Raw genomic sequence first — 18,002 nt, 5'->3', positions numbered from 1 at the left:
CATAAGAGGAATGCTCGACTCAATCGTTGTGGGAGCAGGATTTATCCGCGAAAGCGTCCGCAAGGGCGCCGCTCCACCCCATTCACTCCGGCAATTTGAGCAACGGCTCCTGGAACCGCAGCAGCCGCCCGGCATTGCCCAGCACCAGCAGGGTACTGAGGTTGTGCAGCAGCGCCGCGATCATCGCCCCCGCCATCCCCAACCAGCCAAAGGCCGCCGCCGCGACGATCGCCAGGGTCCAGCCCAGGCCGATCACCACGTTGACCTGCAGGGTCCGCCGACACTGGCGACTCAACCGCACGCAGGTACCCAGCCGGCGCAGGTCGCTGCCGATCAGCACCACGTCCGCCGAGGCCAGGGCGATGTCCGCGCCACCGGCGCCCATCGCCACCCCGACCACCCCGGCCTTGAGGGCCAGCGAATCGTTGATGCCGTCGCCCACCACCATCGGTCGGAAGCCCCTGTCGATCTCGCCGAGCACACGCTTGAGCTTGTCCTCGGGCAACGCCTGAGCCACGACATCGCTGACCCCGACCTCCCGCGCCAGGCTGTCGGCCACGCTCTGGCGATCGCCGGTCAGCAGCAGTTGTCGACCGAGGCCCAACTCGCGCAGCTCACCGAGCGCATGCCGGGCCTCGGGTTTGGTGCTGTCGGCCAGCAGTAGCCAGGCAAGGAAACGACCGTCGAGGGCCAGGCCGGCAATCGGCCCGTCGTGCTCCGGCACTGGCGTGGTGGCAATCGACAACTGGCTGAACAGCTCGGGCCGCCCCAGCGCCGCCTGGCCCTGGGCGGTCTGGGCAACCACGCCCAACCCCTGGCGCTCGTGCACGTCACTCAATTGGACGGGGTCGGCCGGCTCCGCCAGCCCCGCCAGCGCCCGGCTGACCGGGTGGCTGCTGGCCGCCCCCAGGCTCGCCGCCAGGCGCAGCAGCGGTTCGCGGTCCGCCACTGCGGTGTGCAGCGATTGTAGGCGCAGGCTGCCGTAGGTCAGGGTGCCGGTCTTGTCGACCACCAGCGAGGTCAGGTCGGCCAGTTCCTCGAGAAACGCCGAGCTGCGGATCAGGATGCCGTGCCGCGCCGCCACGGCGATCCCGGCAATCGCCGTGGCCGGCGCCGACAGCACCAGCGCGCAGGGACAGGCCGCGACCAGCACGGCAAGCATCGCCTGGGCATCGTTGGTGATGAACCAGGTAACGGCGGCGATCATCAGCACCAGCACCAGGTAACTGCCGGCATAACGCTCCAGCAGGCGGGTGATCGGCGGCTTGGCCCGCTCGGCGCTCTGCATCAGCGCGATGACCTTGCCCAGGGTCGACTCGTGGCCGGTACGGGTCACTTCGATGCGCAGCAGCCCGTCGAGGTTGATCGCCCCGCCGAACACCTGCATGCCGACGCTCGCCTCCAGCGGCACCGACTCGCCAGTGATCGGCGCGGTATCGAGGCTCGCCTGGCCGGACAGCACCACGCCATCGGCCGGTACCCGGTCGCCGGCACGGACCTCCACCTGGTCGCCGGCCTTGAGCGTGGCGTTGTCCACCTCGACCACACGGCCATCGGCCTGGACCTGCCGCGCGTGGCTGCGAGTCAGCCGGCCGAGGGCTCCGATCGCTTCCTGGGAGCCGATGACGCTGCGCTCTTCGAGCACATGACCGAAGATCATGATGATCGGCAACAGGGCAGCGGTCAGCAGGTCGCCGGTGGCCCAGGCGCCAAGCATCGCCAGGCCGATCAACTGGTCGGTGATGCCATGCAGACTCGGATAGCGCAGGCTGTACCAGGCCGAGCGCATCACCGGCACCGCCACCAGGATCGAGGCGAACCCCAACAACAGCTGGCTGACCCCGACCTGGCCGGGCGCCAGCCAGCGCCACACCAGCCCCAGCCCGAGCAGGCCGAGGGCGAGCATCGCCAGCAGCAGTTGGCGCGCCGCGCCGCGCTGTTCGGCGCTGCTCAGCAGGCTGGCCGGCGCGGTGTGCGTGGTCGATGCACTCATTGTTCTGCTCCCTGGATGATCAGGCGGGAATCGTCCCGGGGGTCGACCGTGGTCACCGACCCGGCCTGCTGGAGAATCTTCGGCATGCGCTCGCGATACAGACGCAGCAACAGGCCCGGGTCGCTGCCGTCCTGCTGGGCCTTGGCCAGACTCGCCACCGTCGCCGTATCGGCCTGGGCCTTGGCCAGCCGTTCACTGGCCTGGGCCTTGGCGACCTGCACCAGCCGGTCGGCTTCCTGGGTCGCCGCCTGGCCGATCTTGGCCGCTTCGTTACGGGCATTGGCCACCGCCTTGTCGGCCTGCTGGCTGGCGGTCAGGACCGCGTTGAAGGCGTTCACCGCCGGGCCGGGCAGGCTCGACTGCACGTCGACCCGCGCCACCTCGACACCAATCCCCTGCCCGCTCGCGGCCAGTTCGGCCAGGCGCCGGTTGACCCCTTGCAGCAGGTCCCCGCGCAACCGCTCGCGGCGTTCGGCGGCCTGGCTGTCGCTGCCGATCAGTTCGGGGCGGGCCACCAGGATGGTGTCCAGGTCACGCGCCGCAGTGAGGGCCACCGCGCTGCGGGTGACGATCCGGTCCAGGGCCGGCAGCACATGCCCGCCCTGGAGCACGAAGGCATAGGGATCGGTGACCTTGTAGAACACCCGCACATCCAGCTGCACCACGCCGGCATCACCGGTCAGCAGATAGCCGGAACCGGCCAGCGCGTCGTTGACCGGCGTCGCCAGGGTCGCCTGGCGGTCGGCCTGCAGCGCCGCATCGGAGCGCAACAGGCCTTCGACGCGGCGCTCGATCACCCGGTCCGCTGCCGGCAGGATCACTACCTGCTCGAACGGCCGCGGCCAGGCCAGCAGCAGCCCGGCGTTCTGGACGCGCTCCAGGGCCCCCAGGCGCAGGACCACCGCCCGTTCCTGCGGATCGATCTGCCGCACATTGGAAAAGGCCCAGGCCAGCGCCGCCAGTGCGGTCACCGCATACAGGCCGAGAAACGCCAGGCGCCCGGCCTGGATCCACGGGCTGTCCAGCCCCCTGGGTTGTTCCGGGTGTTCGCTCATGGCTGCGACCCGGCCGTGTTGTCACGCTTGTCGACCGCGGCCGGCGGCCCGTCCACCAGCACCCGGAACGGCGCCGCGTCGGTGCGCAGGATCAGTCTGGTCCCCGGGGTGACGACGGTCCCGAGCGTGTCCAGCGAGCGCAGCAGGTTGTACAACTGCGGCGAACCGGCATAGGCCCGGCCATAGATCTGCGCCGCCTCGACCCGCGACTGCGCTTCGATATCGGCGGCCTTGACCGTCGCATCGGCCTGCAGGATGCGTGCATCGCGTTCGGCGGCGGAGCGGATCTGTGCGGCCTCGCGCTTGCCGACCGCGGTGCGTTCGGTGGCGATGGTTTCCCGTTCGGCGCGCATGCGGTCGACGGTGGCCGTGAGCGTCACCGAAGGCAGTGTCAGACGCTCGACGCCGACCTGCAGGACCCGCACGCCATAGGTCGAGAGCAGTTGCTGGTCGATCTGCTGGCGCAGTTGTGCCTCGAAATCGGCGATGCGCACCTGACTCGCATCGGTGTTGACCAGGCTCGACAGGTCGAAACTGGCGGCGGTGGTCTCCAGCGCCGAACCGACGAAGGTACGGATCTGCCGTGCCGCTTCGTCCGGCTGGTTCTGCACCGCGCGCATGAAGCGCTCGACGTTCTGCGGATCGCCCTGGACCTGCCAGGCCACGTAGGCCTGGATGATGATGCGCAGGCCATCGCGGGTCCCGACATCCTGCAGGCCGCTGGAAGTGGTGCGCAGACGCAGGTCGACCGGAATCGCCGCTTCGAACGGTGCCGGCCAGCGCCAGCCGAGCCCGGGTTCGAGCAGCACCCGCGACGGGTTGCCGAAACGGGTGATCACCGTCGCCTCGCCGGAACGCACCTGCACCAGGCTCGCCGTCGCGACCGCGAACAGGATCAGCAGCAGCCCCCAGCCCATGCGCCGCCACGGGAACGGTCCGCCACTGCCGGTCTCGCCATGGTGGTGAGGGTGCCCATGATGATGGTGGTGCCCGTGACCGGCATGCTCGTGGCCGCGGTGATCGTGATGGTCGTGGGAATGGGACAGGCTCAAGGGGTGACTCCTGGCTGAACGGCTTTACGCGCGGGCATCGGGTCGGCCGGCAGCGTGAATGAACGCAGATCGATGGTCGGGGCGCTGTTGCCGCCCAGGCGGTGGTCGAGCACCAGCAGCCTGGCCTTGCCCAGCCCCTGGCTCAGTTGCGCCAGGTATTGCTCCAGCACGAAGGCCTGGCCGGCCTGGGCATAGGCCTGGCGCTCGGCGCTGAAACGCAGGTCCGCCGCGCGGGCGCCAGCCTGTATTTCATGGGCGCTGGCCCGGGCCTGGTCCTCGACCATACTGGCCTGCTGTTGCGCCTGGTTGGCCTGTTCGCTGGCGGCGCCGCGCTCGCGGGAGATCAGCGCCTGGGCGCTGATCTGCGCCGCCTGCACCGCGTGATAGGCATTCGCCGCGCCGGCTGGCGGATGAATCGCCTCGACCACCGTTGCAAGGATTTCCACGCCACTGTCCAGGCGTTGCAGGTCGGCCTGTACCGCGCGGCCGATATCCTCCGCCAGCGCGGTGCGCTGCTCGCCAAGCAGGCCATCGAGGGTGCGCGAGGCGAAATCGTGGACCAGCACCCGGCTGGCGGTGCTGCGAATCAGCATCGGCACGTCGGCGCTGTTATAGGTGGCGGCCAGCGCGGCCTGGTCGCTCAGGCCGATACGGTAGACGAAACGCACGTCCATGTTGACCACCTGGAAGCCCTGCCGGTCGCCGCTGCTGCTGGCGATCACCTGGGACTTCTCGTTCACGTGGCTGGCGTCCCACAACCGGTTGGCACTGGCCGGCGCCTCGCCCTCGGCGGGGTCGGGTACGGCGGAGGCCGCCGCATCGACGCTGGTGGCGAGCTCGTGGACCACGCCGTTCTCCACCGCCAGCACCCGGCCCAGCGGCCACGGCAGGCCGACATGCAGGCCAGGGCCGAAAACCTCCACCGGCTTGCCGAAACGCTCGTAGATGCCCCGCCCCTGCAGCGACACTTCGCTGACCCCGCTCAACAACCAGCCCACCGCCAGCACCACCAGCAGCACCGGTGCGAATGTCCGACGCATGTAACCGAAGGCCCAGACCTGGCGCAGGTCGATGCCGAAGCGGCGGTGCAACTCGTCCTGTAGCGCCAGCAGCGGCTGGGGCGGCCAACGCAGCAGACCGGCAATGAAGCTGGTCGCCACCAGCCGCGGCTCCAGGCTGTCGCGCCGCGGGCTGAACAAAGACAGCACGGCCCGCAACAGCAGCTCCGCCGCCACCAGCGCCGGCAACAGGCCGATCAGCGTCAGCAGCCGCGCCGGCCAGAGACTCTGCGGCCCGCCGAACAACAGGCACAGGGCACTGATCACCTGTACGCCGATCGCCACCCTGGTCAGTTGCGCCAGAGCGCCGGCTTCCGGCCATTCGGCGGCGTGGACCTGGGCCCACTGGCGCTCCAGCACCAGCAGGGCAAAAGCCAGCAGCAGGCACAGGCTCGCCGCCACCGAACCACTCAGGCCCAGGCTCGCGCCGGCCAGTGTCAGGTTCCAGGTCTGCTCGACACTCACCAGCGCCAGCAACGCCCAGCCGCCCAGCCACAGCGTTTGCGGGCCGATCTGTGCCAGGGCGTCGCGCCACAGGCGGTCCAGGCGAACGAGCAGACGCTCATGGGCGCCCAGCGTTTCTAACGGCGGCGGCGCGAACGCCTCGCCAGGCTCGATCACCCCGGGCGCCACCGCCTGCTCGCGCCAACGCACCACGCCGGCCGCCGATTGCAGCGCCGCGACCAGCACCAGCCAGGCCGCCGCGTTGTTGTTCAGCAGGGTCGGCCAGATCGACGCGGGCGCAAACAGCCCGACGAAGAAGCCCAGCACCAGAGCGCTGAACGCCAGCACCGTCAGGCCGGTACCCAGGCGGCGCAGTTGACGGACCTGCAGGGCCGCCCGTTGGAAGCGCGGCAGACTTTCGAGATCGACCGTCGGCGCTTCAAGATCCACTCGCATCTCCACTCCAGACCCGGTTCGGTCACCGAGGTCATTCACATCAAGATAGCCGGAGCCCTGGCGCAGACTTCAGGTCGGCGCGCCCGCGAGCCCCTTGAACTATTTGGTTACCTTATAACAGAAAGGGTGAATTTTTCGTTCGCGAGAGCGCTTTTTGTGCGCAACCGGCAGGCCCGGTTGTGATGCTGCAAACCCGGGCCTGCCGAAGAACGCCAACCCAAAAGCAGCATCGAACCCGATGGACACCCGGCTGAAAAATCCGAACTACTCCGGAACTCAAAAGTAAAGGGAAGTTACTCACATCAACAATATATAAGTCCTACAGATAAAATCGACCCTATAAATTAATAGCCCGAGCAATGTAACAAAATCCAACAAGAGAGTGACTTGATTGGCGAATCGCCAGTGACTAACATCCGAGCAGCAGGACAATATTTTTCATCAACTCAAAGTATTCCAATTAAAAACCGAACATCGGAAAACTCCGGGGATCTTGCACAAAAAGACTCTAAGAGCTTTACCTACCGGCTCTCCGCGCCGAGGACTCCTGCTGGAGCGCCAAAGTTAAGACGGATGTTTTGCAATAATTAATAACTATATGCCAGACGGCAAACACACTTGACACCCCATCGTGCGTGCTGGTGACCCATAATATCGCCAACACTCAGCGCGCACCCCAACGACGGAGCCGCCATGAGTCGTGATCTGAATCAGTATTGTTTCTTCCAACCCTCTTCCACACCCTTTGGTGCTTCCGGTGGAGTCAGTTGCCTGACCATCAATCAACCGGGCTCGCGCCTGGCGCTGAACAACCTGCTGGATTTGATCAGTCACGAAATACGCCAGGAAGATAATGAAAAAGTCCATCGGCTGACCTTCAGGAGTGGCCAGACACTCTGCATAAAAGTCGATGCCAACCTGATTACGGTTCGTGGGCCGCGTATCAGCTTCCACAGCGACTCACGTTATCCACAGGTCACCTACCTGGAAGATCCGGCCCTCAGCAATAGTAGCAATAAGCTATCAATCTGAACCGCTATCCCCCTGACTCCAGATATCCAACGCCTGGATTCAGGGGCTGGATCCAGGCATCTTGCTGATTTGTTTCTTGAATGTGCAGGGCCGCACGGATTTTTAGCCGGAAGCTAATGTCAGCCTCAATTATTTATGGCAATAATCCGTGCAATTTGCCGATAAACGGTTATCCCTGATCACCACCGTCTGGACCCGAACCCTCCCAGACAAGGACCGTCGCTTCCATGCCTTCGATCTACCAACTCAAACCCCGTTTCCAGAACCTGCTGCGACCGGTGGTCCAGCGCCTGTTCGACAATGGCACCACGGCCAATCAGGTTACCCTCTGTGCAGCGTTGATTTCCCTGCTGGTCGGCGCGCTGGTGGCCACCTTCGCCAGCCATGCCTGGGTTTTCGTGATTATCCCGCTGTGGATGATCCTGCGTATGGCACTGAACGCCATCGACGGCATGCTGGCCCGGGAGTTCGGCCAGCAATCGAAGCTCGGCGCCTACCTGAACGAGCTGTGCGACATCATCGCCGACAGCGCGCTGATCCTGCCGTTCGCCCTGCTGCCCGGCGTCAGCCTGCCGGCGGTGCTGCTGGTGACCCTGCTGGCGCTGTTCAGCGAATACGCCGGGGTGATGGGGCCGCTGGTCGGTGTCTCGCGCCGCTACGACGGGCCGATGGGCAAGAGCGATCGAGCCTTCGCCCTCGGCGTTATCGCCACCGGTGTCGCCTTCGGCCTGCTTCAGCCCTTGTGGATAAACGCCCTGTTCCTACTGATCGCGGCGTTGCTGGTGGTCACGCTGACAAACCGTGTTCGCCAGGGTCTGAAAGAGGCCGTTCAAGAACACCGATAGCCGGAAGGGCCGGTTTCCCATGTAGCGGGCCGATTGGCCAACGAAGCTATTGGCGGCCCCAAGGCCTTTATTCGCGGGCGAGCCCGCCCCCAGAGACCATCACCGGTAATGAAAGGCAGGCCCCCGCGGGCTCTCCAATGATCTGCGACACGGCACAAGGATATTGCGATGCGCGACGAGCAAACCCAGACCTTCAGTACCCACGATGGCGTCGAGCTGTTCTATCGCCACTGGCCGGCCACCGCGCCGGTCGCCGGCGAGCCGCGCAAGGCCATCCTGCTGTTCCACCGCGGCCATGAGCATTCCGGGCGCATCGCCCACCTGGTGGACGAACTGGACCTGCCGCAATTCGATTTCTTTGCCTGGGACGCCCGTGGTCACGGCCAGTCGCCAGGCGAACGCGGCGACAGCCCGAGCTTCGCCACCAGCGTGCGCGATGTGCAGACCTTCTGCGATCACCTGGGCACGACCTTCGGCATTGCCGAGGAAAACATCGCGGTGGTGGCCCAGAGCGTCGGCGCGGTGATCGTCGCCACCTGGGTGCATGACTATGCGCCGAAGATCCGCGCCCTGGTGCTCGCTTCGCCAGCGTTCAAGGTCAAGCTCTACGTGCCGTTCGCCCGGCCGGGCCTGGCGCTGATGCGGCGTTTTCGCGGCAATTTCTTCGTCAACAGCTACGTCAAGGCCAGGTTTCTCAGCCATGACCCGCAACGCATCGCCTCCTATGACAGCGACCCGCTGATCACCAAGGCGATCTCGGTCAACGTGCTGCTCGGCCTGTACGAGGCCGCCGAGCGGGTGGTCGCCGATGCCAATGCGATCCAGGTGCCGACCCAGGTGCTGATTTCCGGCGCCGACTTCGTGGTCCACCGCAAGCCGCAGGAGCAGTTCTTCCAGCGCCTGGGCAGCCTGCAAAAGGAACTGCACGTGCTGCCGGGATTCTTCCACGACACCCTCGGCGAACGCGACCGGCACCTGGCGGTCAGCCGTGCCCGACGCTTCATCGAGCAGGGCTTCCTCAGCCCGGTGAATCGCCCGAGCCTGCTGGACGCCGATCGCATCGGCGAGACCTGCGCCGAATCCGAGGCCCTGGCCGCGCCACTGCCGCACAACTCACCTCGCGACCTGTACTGGCGCCTGACCCGCGCCGGCATGGCCGTCGGCGGCAAGCTGTCGGCCGGGGTCAAGCTCGGTTTCGACACCGGTTTCGACTCCGGCAGCACGCTGGACTACGTCTATCGCAACCAGCCGACCGGGCATAGCCCGCTGGGCCGGCTGATCGACCAGAACTACCTGAACTCCATCGGCTGGCGTGGCATCCGCCGACGCAAGCTGCATGTCGAGGAGTTGCTGCGCCTGGCCATGGCCCGGTTGCGCGAACAGGGCCGCGAGGTGCGCATCGTCGACATCGCCGCCGGCCACGGGCGCTACATCCTCGAGGCGCTGCAGGGGGTCACGCCGTTGCCGGAGTCGATCCTGCTGCGCGACTACAGCGACATCAACGTGCGTGACGGCAGCGCGCTGATCGCCGAGAAGGGTCTGGGCGAGATCGCCCGCTTCGTCAAGGGCGACGCCTTCGACCGCGCCGACCTCGCCGCACTGGACCCCAAACCCAGCCTGGCGGTGGTATCGGGGCTCTACGAACTGTTCGCCGACAACGGCATGGTCGGCGACTCCCTGGCCGGGCTGGCCGAGGCCTGCGAGCCGGGCGCCTATCTGGTCTACACCGGACAACCCTGGCACCCGCAGCTGGAACTGATCGCCCGCGCCCTGACCAGCCACCGCCAGGGCCAGGCCTGGGTGATGCGCCGGCGCAGCCAGGCGGAAATGGATCAACTGGTGGAAGCCGCCGGGTTCCGCAAGATCACCCAGCGGGTCGATGAATGGGGGATCTTCAGCGTGTCCCTGGCTCAACGGGTGCAATGATGGACGCCACCGCGCGCGAAGCCGGCCTGCTCAAGCGAGCCGTGCTCTGGCTGCTGTTGCTGGCGCCGCTGTTCTTCGGCAGCTATGGCTTCGCCACGTGGTACACCAGCCAGCGCAGCGATGTCGGCAGCTTCGTGTTCGGCTGGGAAAGCCAGATACCGTTCTGGGCCTGGACCATCGTGCCCTACTGGTCGATCGACCTGCTGTACGGCCTGTCGCTGCTGCTGCCGCGCAGCAGGCGCGAGCTGGACCGCCACGCCCTGCGCCTGCTGACGGCGCAGGGCATCGCGGTATCGTGCTTCCTGCTCTGGCCACTGACTTTCACCTTCACCCGGCCGCCGCTGGACGGCCTGTTCGGCTGGCTGTTCGCGGTGCTGGCCGGCTTCGACAAGCCCTTCAACCAGGCGCCATCGCTGCACATCGCCCTGCTGGTGATCCTCTGGGTCATGTACCGACGGCATTTCAACGGCGCCTCGCGCTGGCTGGTGCACGGCTGGTTCGCCCTGATCGGCCTGTCGGTGCTGACCACCTATCAACACCACTTCATCGATGTGCCCACCGGCGCCCTCGCCGGCTGGCTGTGCGTCTGGCTGTGGCCGGACGATCGCCCCAGCCCGCTGGCGGTGGCGCGCCTGGCCCGTGACGGGCAGCGCTTGCACCTGGCGTCGCGCTACGGGCTGGGCGCGGTGCTGCTGGCCGGTGTCGCCGGCTATTTCGGCGGCGCCGCGCTTTGGCTGTTCTGGCCGGCGCTGGCCCTGCTGCTGGTGGCCCTCAACTACGCGCTGCTCGGTGCCCAGGGCTTCCAGAAGCGGGCCGACGGCAGCCTGAGCCCCGCTGCCCGCTGGCTGTTCGCGCCCTACCGGGCCGGTGCCTGGATCAACTCACGGCTGTGGACAAGAACTCATCCACAACCCGATCCCCTTGTGGATAACCTCTGGCTCGGGCGCCTGCCCAGCCGCGCCGAGCTGCGCGACAGCCCGTTCAAGGCCATCGTCGATCTGTGCGCCGAACTGCCCCTGGCCGCCGAGGGTCGAGCCTACCGGAACATCCCGGTGCTGGACCTGGTCGCGCCGTCCGCCGAACAGTGCCGGGAAGCCGCCCTGAGCATCGAACGACTGCGCCAGCACGGGCCGCTGCTGGTCTGCTGCGCCCTCGGTTATTCACGCAGCGCCACGGCCGTCGCGGCCTGGCTGCTGTACAGCGGCCGGGCCCGGGAGATCGACGAGGCCCTGGTGCTGATCCGCGCGGCCCGCCCGAACGTGGTCCTGCAGCCGACGCATCGCCAGGCGTTGGAAGCCATGATCCACCTGCAACCCGGCGAGCCTCCGGCCCGCCTGAGGATCGTCGATGGCCGCTGATATCCCCCTGCATGTCGTCGCCAGCCTGCTGCGCCGGGGCCGCTCGCTGGATCAGTTATCCACAGGACTGACCCTGCTCGGCGTGCTGCTGGGCCTCGCTCCATTGTTGATCGGAATGCTCAGCCCATGGTGCCTGGGGCTCGGCCTCTGGCTGGCGCTCTCGGGGCTGTTGCAGAAATACTGGGCGTTCAGGGTCGCCTTCGACGCCGACCTGTTCCAACTGATGGCCGGCGATCCGAGTGCCCTGGGCGATCGCACCGAAGCCCTGGACACCGCGCTGCAAAACCTCGGCCTGCAACCGCGGCGGTCCCTGAACCGCCCCTGGAGCGAGCGTAGCCGGGGCGCGCTACGCCTGCTCAAGCGCCAGGCCCTGTGGCTGGCGCTGCAGATCCTGCCGCCCCTGATCGTCATCCTGGCCAGCCCCTGGCTGCCTTTCGCCGGATAAGGAATCGTCATGCTCGAACCCCTGGTAGCCACCAGCATCACCTCTGCCGCGCGCCTGATCACCGGCGCGCGCAGCCTGTGGATAGGTTGCGCGCCCGATCCGGTACAGCGCATCTACTTCGCCAACCACAGCAGCCACGGCGACTTCGTGCTGCTCTGGGCCTCGCTGCCGCGGGCGCTACGCGCACTGACACGTCCCGTCGCCGGTGCCGACTACTGGAACAGGAGCGCGCTGCGCCGCTACATCATTCGCCGGGTGTTCAACGGTGTATTGATCGACCGCGAGCGCAAGGAGCCTGGGGATAACCCCCTGCAACCGATGCTCGATGCGCTGGAACAGGGCCACTCGCTGATCATCTTTCCCGAGGGCACCCGCAACCAGGACGAGGGCCTGCTGCCGTTCAAGAGTGGGATTTTCCACCTGGCGCGGGCTTATCCACAGGCACAACTGATTCCGGTGTGGATCGCCAACCTCAACCGGGTCATGCCCAAGGGCCGCGTGCTGCCCCTGCCGCTGCTGTGCACCACTTCCTTCGGTGCACCGCTACGACTCGAAGAAGACGAAAGCAAGGAAGACTTCCTGAAACGCAGCCGCGATGCGCTGCTGGCCCTGGCTCCGGAGCAACACTGAGATGGATAGGCAAACCCTGATGTTGTTCGCCGGGATCGGCATGATCCTGGTCCTGGCTTCGCTGATCGGCTTCGTCCTCAAGCGCCGCGCCGGCGAGACGCCGAACGCGGTGATCGACAACCTCAACGCCCGGATCAATGCCTGGTGGGTGATGGTGCTGGTGATCGGCGTCGCCTTCTGGCTCGGTACCGGCGCGGTGATCCTGCTGTTCTACGCGGTGTCGTTCTATGCCCTGCGCGAATTCCTGACCCTGACGCCGACCCGGCGCAGCGACTACCCGGCGCTGGTGGCGGCGTTCTACCTGGCGCTGCCGTTGCAGTACCTGCTGATCTACTCCGACTGGTACGGGCTGTTCTCGATCTTCATCCCGGTCTACGTATTCCTGCTGCTGCCGATCCTCGCCTCCCTCGGTGGCGACAGCACGCACTTTCTGGAGCGCGCCTCGAAGGTCCAGTGGGGGTTGATGATCGCGGTGTTCTGCGTGTCGTTCGTACCGGCCCTGCTGACCCTCGATATCGCCGGTTACGAAGGCCGCAACCTGCTGCTGATCGCCTACCTGGTGATCGTCGTGCAGCTGTCGGACGTGCTGCAATACGTCTGTGGCAAGCTGTTCGGCAAGCGCAAGATCGCCCCCAACCTGTCGCCCTCGAAGACCGTCGAGGGATTCGTCGGCGGCATCGCCCTGGCCTCGCTGATCGGTGGCGCGCTGTTCTGGATCACCCCGTTCAAGCCCTGGCAGGCGCTGCTGATCGCGCTGCTGATCAACCTGCTGGGCTTTGCCGGCGGCATCGTCATGTCAGCGATCAAGCGCGACCGTGGGGTCAAGGACTGGGGGCACATGATCGAGGGCCACGGCGGCATGCTCGACCGCCTCGACTCGGTGTGCTTCGCCGCGCCGATCTTCTTCCACCTGGTGCGCTACTGGTGGACCTGAAGGCGGCGCCCAGGCGATAACAGCTGGTAGCAAGTACGGTCCTGTAGTGAACACGGTCCTGTGGCGAGCGGGCTTGCCCGCGCTGGCGCGCGAAGCGCGCCCTGAAAAAGTGATCACCGTGTCCCAGGTAAACCCGGTGCCTCGTCCCACGACGGCTTCGCCGCCGAGCGCGGGCAAGCCCGCTCGCCACCGGGTGGCGGTCTTGGCAACTTGACCGGCGTTCGCAGATGCGCTCATCCGATCGTTCCCACGCTCCGCGTGGGAATGCAGCCCTGACGCTCCGCGTCATCCGTGCGAACGCGGAGCATCCCGGGAGGCGTTCCCACGGGGACCGTGGGAACGATCAACCGACCCCGCACAAGGCAAACGCTTGACCGGGAACCGTCGACGAGATCATATTATGATCATAATATTTCCTATCCCTGGGTAAATGCGCTGGCAGGAGAACGACCATGAGCAACTACGACGTGATCATCATCGGCGGCGGCCCGGGTGGCTATAACGCGGCCATTCGCGCCGGCCAACTGGGCCTGAAGGCCGCCTGTGTCGAGGGCCGCGAAACCCTCGGCGGCACCTGTCTGAACGTCGGCTGCATGCCCTCCAAGGCCCTGCTGCACGCCTCCGAACTCTACGAGGCGGCCACCCGCGGCGAACTGGCCAACCTCGGCATCGAGGTGACGCCCCGCCTCAACCTGGGGCAGATGATGAAACAGAAGGACGACAGCGTCGCCGGACTGACCCAGGGCATCGAGTACCTGTTTCGCAAGAACAAGGTCGACTGGATCAAGGGCTGGGGCCGCATCACCGGGCCCGGACAAGTGGAAGTGACAGCCGCCGACGGCCAGACGAGCCGGTTGCAGGCCAAGGACATCGTGATCGCCACCGGCTCCGAACCGACACCACTGCCCGGCGTGGAGATCGACAATCAACGTATCCTCGATTCCACCGGTGCCCTTTCACTGCCCGAAGTACCGCGCCACCTGGTGGTGATCGGTGCCGGAGTGATCGGCCTGGAACTGGGCTCGGTGTGGCGCCGGCTGGGCAGCCAGGTCACGGTGGTCGAGTACCTGGACCGCATCTGCCCTGGCACCGACCTGGAGACCGGCAAGACCCTGCAACGCGCCCTCTCCAAGCAGGGTATCGGCTTCAAGCTCGGCACCAAGGTGACCAGTGCCACCCCCTCGGCCAGCGGCGTGCAGCTGAGTGTCGAACCGGCCACCGGCGGCGAAGCCGAGCTGATCCACGCCGACTACGTGCTGGTGGCGATCGGTCGCCGTCCCTTCACCCGCGGCCTCGGCCTGGAGAACGTCGGCCTCGCTACCGACCCGCGAGGCCTGCTCGCAAACCAGGGCCATCGCAGCGAGGTACCGGGTATCTGGGTGATCGGCGATGTCACGTCGGGGCCGATGCTCGCCCACAAGGCCGAGGACGAAGCCATGGCCTGCATCGAACGGATCGCCGGCAAGGCCGCCGAGGTCAACTACGCGCTGATTCCCAGCGTGATCTACACCCGCCCGGAACTGGCGAGCGTCGGCCAGACCGAGGAACAACTCAAGACCGCAGGCCGTGCCTACAAGACCGGCAAGTTTCCCTTCAGCGCCAACAGCCGCTCCAAGATCAATCATGAGACCGAGGGCTTCGCCAAGGTCCTGGCCGATGCGCAGACCGACGAGATCCTCGGCGTGCATCTGGTCGGCCCGAGCGTCAGCGAGATGATCGGCGAATACTGCGTGGCCATGGAGTTCTCGGCCTCGGCCGAGGACATCGCCCTGACCTGCCATCCGCACCCGACCCGCTCCGAGGCCCTGCGCCAGGCGGCGATGAACGTGGAAGGCCTGGCGACGCAGATCTAGAGCGGCAGATGATCGAGCGGCAGCGGTCCGGGCGTCTTGACCGCCTGGATCGCGAAGTTGCTGCGGATATCCCGTACACCCGGCAGGCGCAGCAGTTCACCGGTGAGAAAGCGTTCGTAGGCGCGCAGGTCGGGGACCACCACCTGCAGCAGGAAGTCCGACTCGCCGGACACCAGGAACGCCGAGATCACCTGCGGCAAGGCCGTGACCGCCAGCCGGAACGCCTCGGCGTCGGCTTCATGATGCCGCTCGACCTTGACCCCGACGAACACCGTCAGCCCCAGCCCGACCTCGTCCCGGTCCAGGTTCACCTGGTAACCGCGAATCACCCCGGCCTCTTCCAGCATGCGCACCCGGCGTAGACACGGCGAGGCCGACAGGCCGATCTCGTCGGCCAGTTCGACATTGCTCAAGCGGCCATCGCGTTGCAGCGCGGCGAGAATCTTGCGGTCGTAGGCATCGAGTTTGATTTTTGGCATATCGGGTTACCTGATTCGTCCCTGTTGGCATTTTGTGCCAAGTCTAAGCCCATGCAGGGTCGAATACGCAAGCACCTGCCCTGGCCTTCCAGCATAGACTTTTTCCTGTTTCCTACCTTCAACAAAGAGAACGGCCACGATGCTCCTTTACCTGCTCGCGCTGGCGATGGTTTATCTGCTCCCCGGTCCCGACATGATCCTGCTGCTGCAAACCGGCGCCCGCCATGGCCGCGCCCCGGCCCTCACCACCGCCCTGGGCCTGGCCGTGGCCCGTGCCTGCCATGTCGGTCTCGCCGCGCTGGGCCTGGCGGCGTTGTTCAAGGCGGCGCCATGGACCTTCGACCTGGTACGCCTGGCGGGCGCCACCTACCTGCTATGGATCGGCGTGCGCATGCTGCGCCCCGGCATACTGGGCAATCTCGGGATCGAGGGCCCGGCGGCACGTTCGAACCAGCTCGGTTGGCGGGCCGCCTTTCGCCAGGGACTGCTGACCAATCTGCTGAATCCCAAGGCACTGCTGTTCTGTTCGGTGCTGCTGCCCCAGTTCATCGATAACCAGGCCGGGAGCGTCGGAACCCGGTTCCTCGGGCTCGGTGCCACCTTGGTGGTGGTCGGCCTGCTGTTCGACAGCGCCTATGCCCTGACCGGCGCCTGGATCGGCCGCTGGCTGGACAGCAACCCGCGGGCCCAGCGCCTGCAGCAATGGTTGTTCGGCGGCCTGCTGATCGGTTTCGCCGCGCGCCTGGCCTTCATCCAGCAAACCTGAACCTTCCCACATGACAAACGCCGTTAGCAGGTGAGCCAACGGCGTTTTTCTTATACATTTCATTCCTCATTTATTCAGGCAGTCCAGTCACCATGACCAGCACGCTCGATCGTCTTATCGCCGGCACTCCCATTCTCTACGCGGGTAATCGGGTTTCCCCGGTCCCGCCGGAATTGGCCGAGCGTTTCCAGCCGGGCGATCACCTGCTGGTCGATCAGGGCAGCGGTGAACTGCTGCTGATTCCACAGGCGGTGCAACAGCTCGCCGCCGACGCCATCGGTGCAGCACAGAACGCCTTCACTGCGCTGGCACAGGTTTCGGACGCAGCCATCAGTCACTTCTTCGACCTGTTCGCCCGGCATCTGGAAACCGATGCGTCCTGGGCGTTGATCGAGGCCGCCAACCAGGCCGACCTGGCCCGCGCCCAGTCGCTGGGGCGCTCCACCACCCGCCTGGCGACCAGCCAGGCCATGCGCCGCGACATGATCGCCGGGCTGCGCGCCTGGCGTGATGCGCCGCTGATTCGCGGACGCGTGCGCGAGTCCGTGGAACACGCAGGCTGGAAAGTCGAACAGGTGGTCGCGCCGCTGGGGGTGGTGGCGTTCGTTTTCGAGGGCCGGCCCAACGTTTTCGCCGACGCCGCGGGCGTCCTGCGCACCGGCAATACCGCCGTGCTGCGTATCGGCAGCGATGCCCTCGGCACCGCCCAGGCAATCGTCAGGCACGCCCTGGCGCCCGCACTGCGGGAAGCCGGCCTGCCGGAAGGCGCGGTGTCACTGGTGGAAAGCCTCGACCGCGCCGCAGGCTGGGCGATGTTCGCTGATCGCCGCCTGTCCCTGGCGGTCGCCCGTGGCTCGGGCCATGCGGTGAAACAGCTCGGCGGCATCGCCCAACAGGCCGGCACCGTCGTCAGCCTGCACGGTACTGGCGGTGCCTGGCTGGTCGCCCACCAGGACGCCGATGCGGCCCGGTTTGCCGACGTGGTGCGCAACTCCCTCGACCGCAAGGTCTGCAACACCCTGAACGTCTGCGTGATCCACCGCCAGCGTGCGGCGGAACTGGTGCCGGTGTTCCTCCAGGCACTGAGCGAGGCCGGCAAGGCCCGCGGCCAGAACTGCAAGCTGCACGTGGTCAGCGGCGACGAAGGCGTGTTGCCCGAACAGTGGCTGCAGGCGCGGGTGACGGTTCGCCGCGCCGAGGGTGATCAGGAAGAGGCCCAGGTCGAAATCCTGCCCGAGGCACAACTGGGCCGTGAGTGGGAATGGGAGGACACGCCGGAAGTCAGCCTGAAGATCGTCGACGACCTGGACCAGGCCATCGCCCTGTTCAATCGCTACAGCCCGCAGTTCACCGTGTCGCTGCTCAGCGCCGATCGCCAGACTCACGACTATTTCTACAACAGCATCAATGCGCCGTTCGTGGGCGATGGCTTTACCCGTTGGGTCGATGGGCAGTATGCGTTGAACAAGCCGGAGCTGGGTCTTTCGAACTGGGAGAACGGTCGCCTGTTCGCCCGTGGCGCGATTCTTTCAGGTGACGGGGTGTTCACCCTGCGCAGCCGGATGAGCCAGGTCGATACCAGCCTGCGCCGCTGATCGCCGCTTGATCGTTCCCACGCTCCGCGTGGGAACCCAGCCCGTGACGCTCTGCGTCACAAGAGCGGACGCCGAGCGTCC

At 66.4% G+C, this 18,002-nt stretch carries 15 protein-coding genes; 10 read left to right on the top strand and 5 right to left on the bottom strand.

Annotated features, from left to right (window positions below; genetic code table 11):
- Positions 1-82: 82 nt before the first annotated feature.
- Genes K675_RS0108130 through hflK (K675_RS0108115) form a run of 4 tightly spaced genes read right to left on the bottom strand, consistent with a single transcriptional unit; the run spans position 83 to position 6,058 of the window.
- Positions 83-1,993 (bottom strand): cation-translocating P-type ATPase, encoded by a 1,911-nt coding sequence (locus tag K675_RS0108130; protein ID WP_017903016.1) that lies wholly within the window; start codon positions 1,991-1,993, stop codon positions 83-85.
- Entirely contained in the window at positions 1,990-3,048 is a 1,059-nt protein-coding gene (gene hflK, locus K675_RS0108125) for a protease modulator HflK (protein WP_017903015.1), read from the bottom strand. The genes K675_RS0108130 and hflK (K675_RS0108125) overlap by 4 nt, the downstream gene beginning before the upstream one ends.
- Positions 3,045-4,100 (bottom strand): protease modulator HflC, encoded by a 1,056-nt coding sequence (gene hflC, locus K675_RS0108120; protein ID WP_017903014.1) that lies wholly within the window; start codon positions 4,098-4,100, stop codon positions 3,045-3,047. Before hflC ends, hflK (K675_RS0108125) begins: the two co-directional genes overlap by 4 nt.
- Positions 4,097-6,058: a protease modulator HflK gene (gene hflK, locus K675_RS0108115; protein WP_017903013.1), complete on the bottom strand. Its 1,962-nt coding sequence runs from the start codon at positions 6,056-6,058 to the stop codon at positions 4,097-4,099. Before hflK (K675_RS0108115) ends, hflC begins: the two co-directional genes overlap by 4 nt.
- A gap of 693 nt (positions 6,059-6,751) precedes the next feature.
- Between hflK (K675_RS0108115) and K675_RS0108110 the strand changes: the two genes are divergently transcribed.
- The 8 genes from K675_RS0108110 to lpdA all read left to right on the top strand — a co-directional run bounded on the left by K675_RS0108110 (position 6,752) and on the right by lpdA (position 15,081).
- Entirely contained in the window at positions 6,752-7,090 is a 339-nt protein-coding gene (locus tag K675_RS0108110) for a hypothetical protein (protein WP_017903012.1), read from the top strand.
- A gap of 227 nt (positions 7,091-7,317) precedes the next feature.
- Positions 7,318-7,935, top strand: coding sequence for a CDP-alcohol phosphatidyltransferase family protein (locus tag K675_RS0108105; RefSeq protein ID WP_017903011.1), 618 nt, complete (start codon positions 7,318-7,320; stop codon positions 7,933-7,935).
- A gap of 168 nt (positions 7,936-8,103) precedes the next feature.
- A complete protein-coding gene (locus K675_RS0108100) occupies positions 8,104-9,861 on the top strand; it encodes a bifunctional alpha/beta hydrolase/class I SAM-dependent methyltransferase (protein ID WP_017903010.1) in 1,758 nt (585 codons plus the stop codon).
- A complete protein-coding gene (locus K675_RS0108095; protein WP_026145026.1) occupies positions 9,858-11,219 on the top strand; it encodes a phosphatase PAP2/dual specificity phosphatase family protein in 1,362 nt (453 codons plus the stop codon). The genes K675_RS0108100 and K675_RS0108095 overlap by 4 nt, the downstream gene beginning before the upstream one ends.
- On the top strand, positions 11,209-11,664 hold the full coding sequence (locus tag K675_RS0108090) for a hypothetical protein (RefSeq protein ID WP_017903008.1): 456 nt from the start codon (positions 11,209-11,211) through the stop codon (positions 11,662-11,664). The genes K675_RS0108095 and K675_RS0108090 overlap by 11 nt, the downstream gene beginning before the upstream one ends.
- Positions 11,665-11,673: 9 nt before the next feature.
- Complete coding sequence (locus tag K675_RS0108085) at positions 11,674-12,294, top strand: lysophospholipid acyltransferase family protein (RefSeq protein WP_017903007.1); 621 nt, start codon at positions 11,674-11,676, stop codon at positions 12,292-12,294.
- A 1-nt stretch (position 12,295) separates the two neighbouring features.
- Positions 12,296-13,228, top strand: a complete 933-nt coding sequence (locus tag K675_RS0108080) for a phosphatidate cytidylyltransferase (RefSeq protein WP_017903006.1) — start codon at positions 12,296-12,298, stop codon at positions 13,226-13,228.
- A gap of 452 nt (positions 13,229-13,680) precedes the next feature.
- Complete coding sequence (gene lpdA / locus K675_RS0108075) at positions 13,681-15,081, top strand: dihydrolipoyl dehydrogenase (protein ID WP_017903005.1); 1,401 nt, start codon at positions 13,681-13,683, stop codon at positions 15,079-15,081.
- Here lpdA and K675_RS0108070 read toward each other — a convergent pair.
- Positions 15,078-15,551: an Lrp/AsnC family transcriptional regulator gene (locus K675_RS0108070; protein ID WP_026145025.1), complete on the bottom strand. Its 474-nt coding sequence runs from the start codon at positions 15,549-15,551 to the stop codon at positions 15,078-15,080. The two genes, lpdA and K675_RS0108070, sit on opposite strands and share 4 nt — an antisense overlap.
- 148 nt (positions 15,552-15,699) lie before the next feature.
- Between K675_RS0108070 and K675_RS0108065 the strand changes: the two genes are divergently transcribed.
- Complete coding sequence (locus K675_RS0108065; protein ID WP_017903003.1) at positions 15,700-16,326, top strand: LysE family translocator; 627 nt, start codon at positions 15,700-15,702, stop codon at positions 16,324-16,326.
- A 92-nt stretch (positions 16,327-16,418) separates the two neighbouring features.
- On the top strand, positions 16,419-17,921 hold the full coding sequence (locus K675_RS0108060) for an aldehyde dehydrogenase family protein (protein WP_017903002.1): 1,503 nt from the start codon (positions 16,419-16,421) through the stop codon (positions 17,919-17,921).
- Positions 17,922-18,002: the final 81 nt, after the last annotated feature.

This window comes from Pseudomonas fuscovaginae SE-1, assembly GCF_000364705.1.
In the GTDB taxonomy this organism is placed as follows: Bacteria; Pseudomonadota; Gammaproteobacteria; order Pseudomonadales; family Pseudomonadaceae; genus Aquipseudomonas; species Aquipseudomonas fuscovaginae_A.
Note: the sequence above shows the minus strand (reverse complement) of the source record. Positions and strands in the feature narration are given on the sequence as shown.

Bases quoted from the DNA above. Each gene is read 5' to 3' on its own strand.
- K675_RS0108130 (WP_017903016.1), bottom strand. From the start codon at position 1,993: ATGAGTGCATCGACCACGCACACCGCGCCGGCCAGCCTGCTGAGCAGC.
- hflK (WP_017903015.1), bottom strand. From the start codon at position 3,048: ATGAGCGAACACCCGGAACAACCCAGGGGGCTGGACAGCCCGTGGATC.
- hflK (WP_017903013.1), bottom strand. From the start codon at position 6,058: ATGCGAGTGGATCTTGAAGCGCCGACGGTCGATCTCGAAAGTCTGCCG.
- K675_RS0108110 (WP_017903012.1), top strand. From the start codon at position 6,752: ATGAGTCGTGATCTGAATCAGTATTGTTTCTTCCAACCCTCTTCCACA.
- K675_RS0108105 (WP_017903011.1), top strand. From the start codon at position 7,318: ATGCCTTCGATCTACCAACTCAAACCCCGTTTCCAGAACCTGCTGCGA.
- K675_RS0108100 (WP_017903010.1), top strand. From the start codon at position 8,104: ATGCGCGACGAGCAAACCCAGACCTTCAGTACCCACGATGGCGTCGAG.
- K675_RS0108095 (WP_026145026.1), top strand. From the start codon at position 9,858: ATGATGGACGCCACCGCGCGCGAAGCCGGCCTGCTCAAGCGAGCCGTG.
- K675_RS0108090 (WP_017903008.1), top strand. From the start codon at position 11,209: ATGGCCGCTGATATCCCCCTGCATGTCGTCGCCAGCCTGCTGCGCCGG.
- K675_RS0108085 (WP_017903007.1), top strand. From the start codon at position 11,674: ATGCTCGAACCCCTGGTAGCCACCAGCATCACCTCTGCCGCGCGCCTG.
- K675_RS0108080 (WP_017903006.1), top strand. From the start codon at position 12,296: ATGGATAGGCAAACCCTGATGTTGTTCGCCGGGATCGGCATGATCCTG.
- lpdA (WP_017903005.1), top strand. From the start codon at position 13,681: ATGAGCAACTACGACGTGATCATCATCGGCGGCGGCCCGGGTGGCTAT.
- K675_RS0108065 (WP_017903003.1), top strand. From the start codon at position 15,700: ATGCTCCTTTACCTGCTCGCGCTGGCGATGGTTTATCTGCTCCCCGGT.
- K675_RS0108060 (WP_017903002.1), top strand. From the start codon at position 16,419: ATGACCAGCACGCTCGATCGTCTTATCGCCGGCACTCCCATTCTCTAC.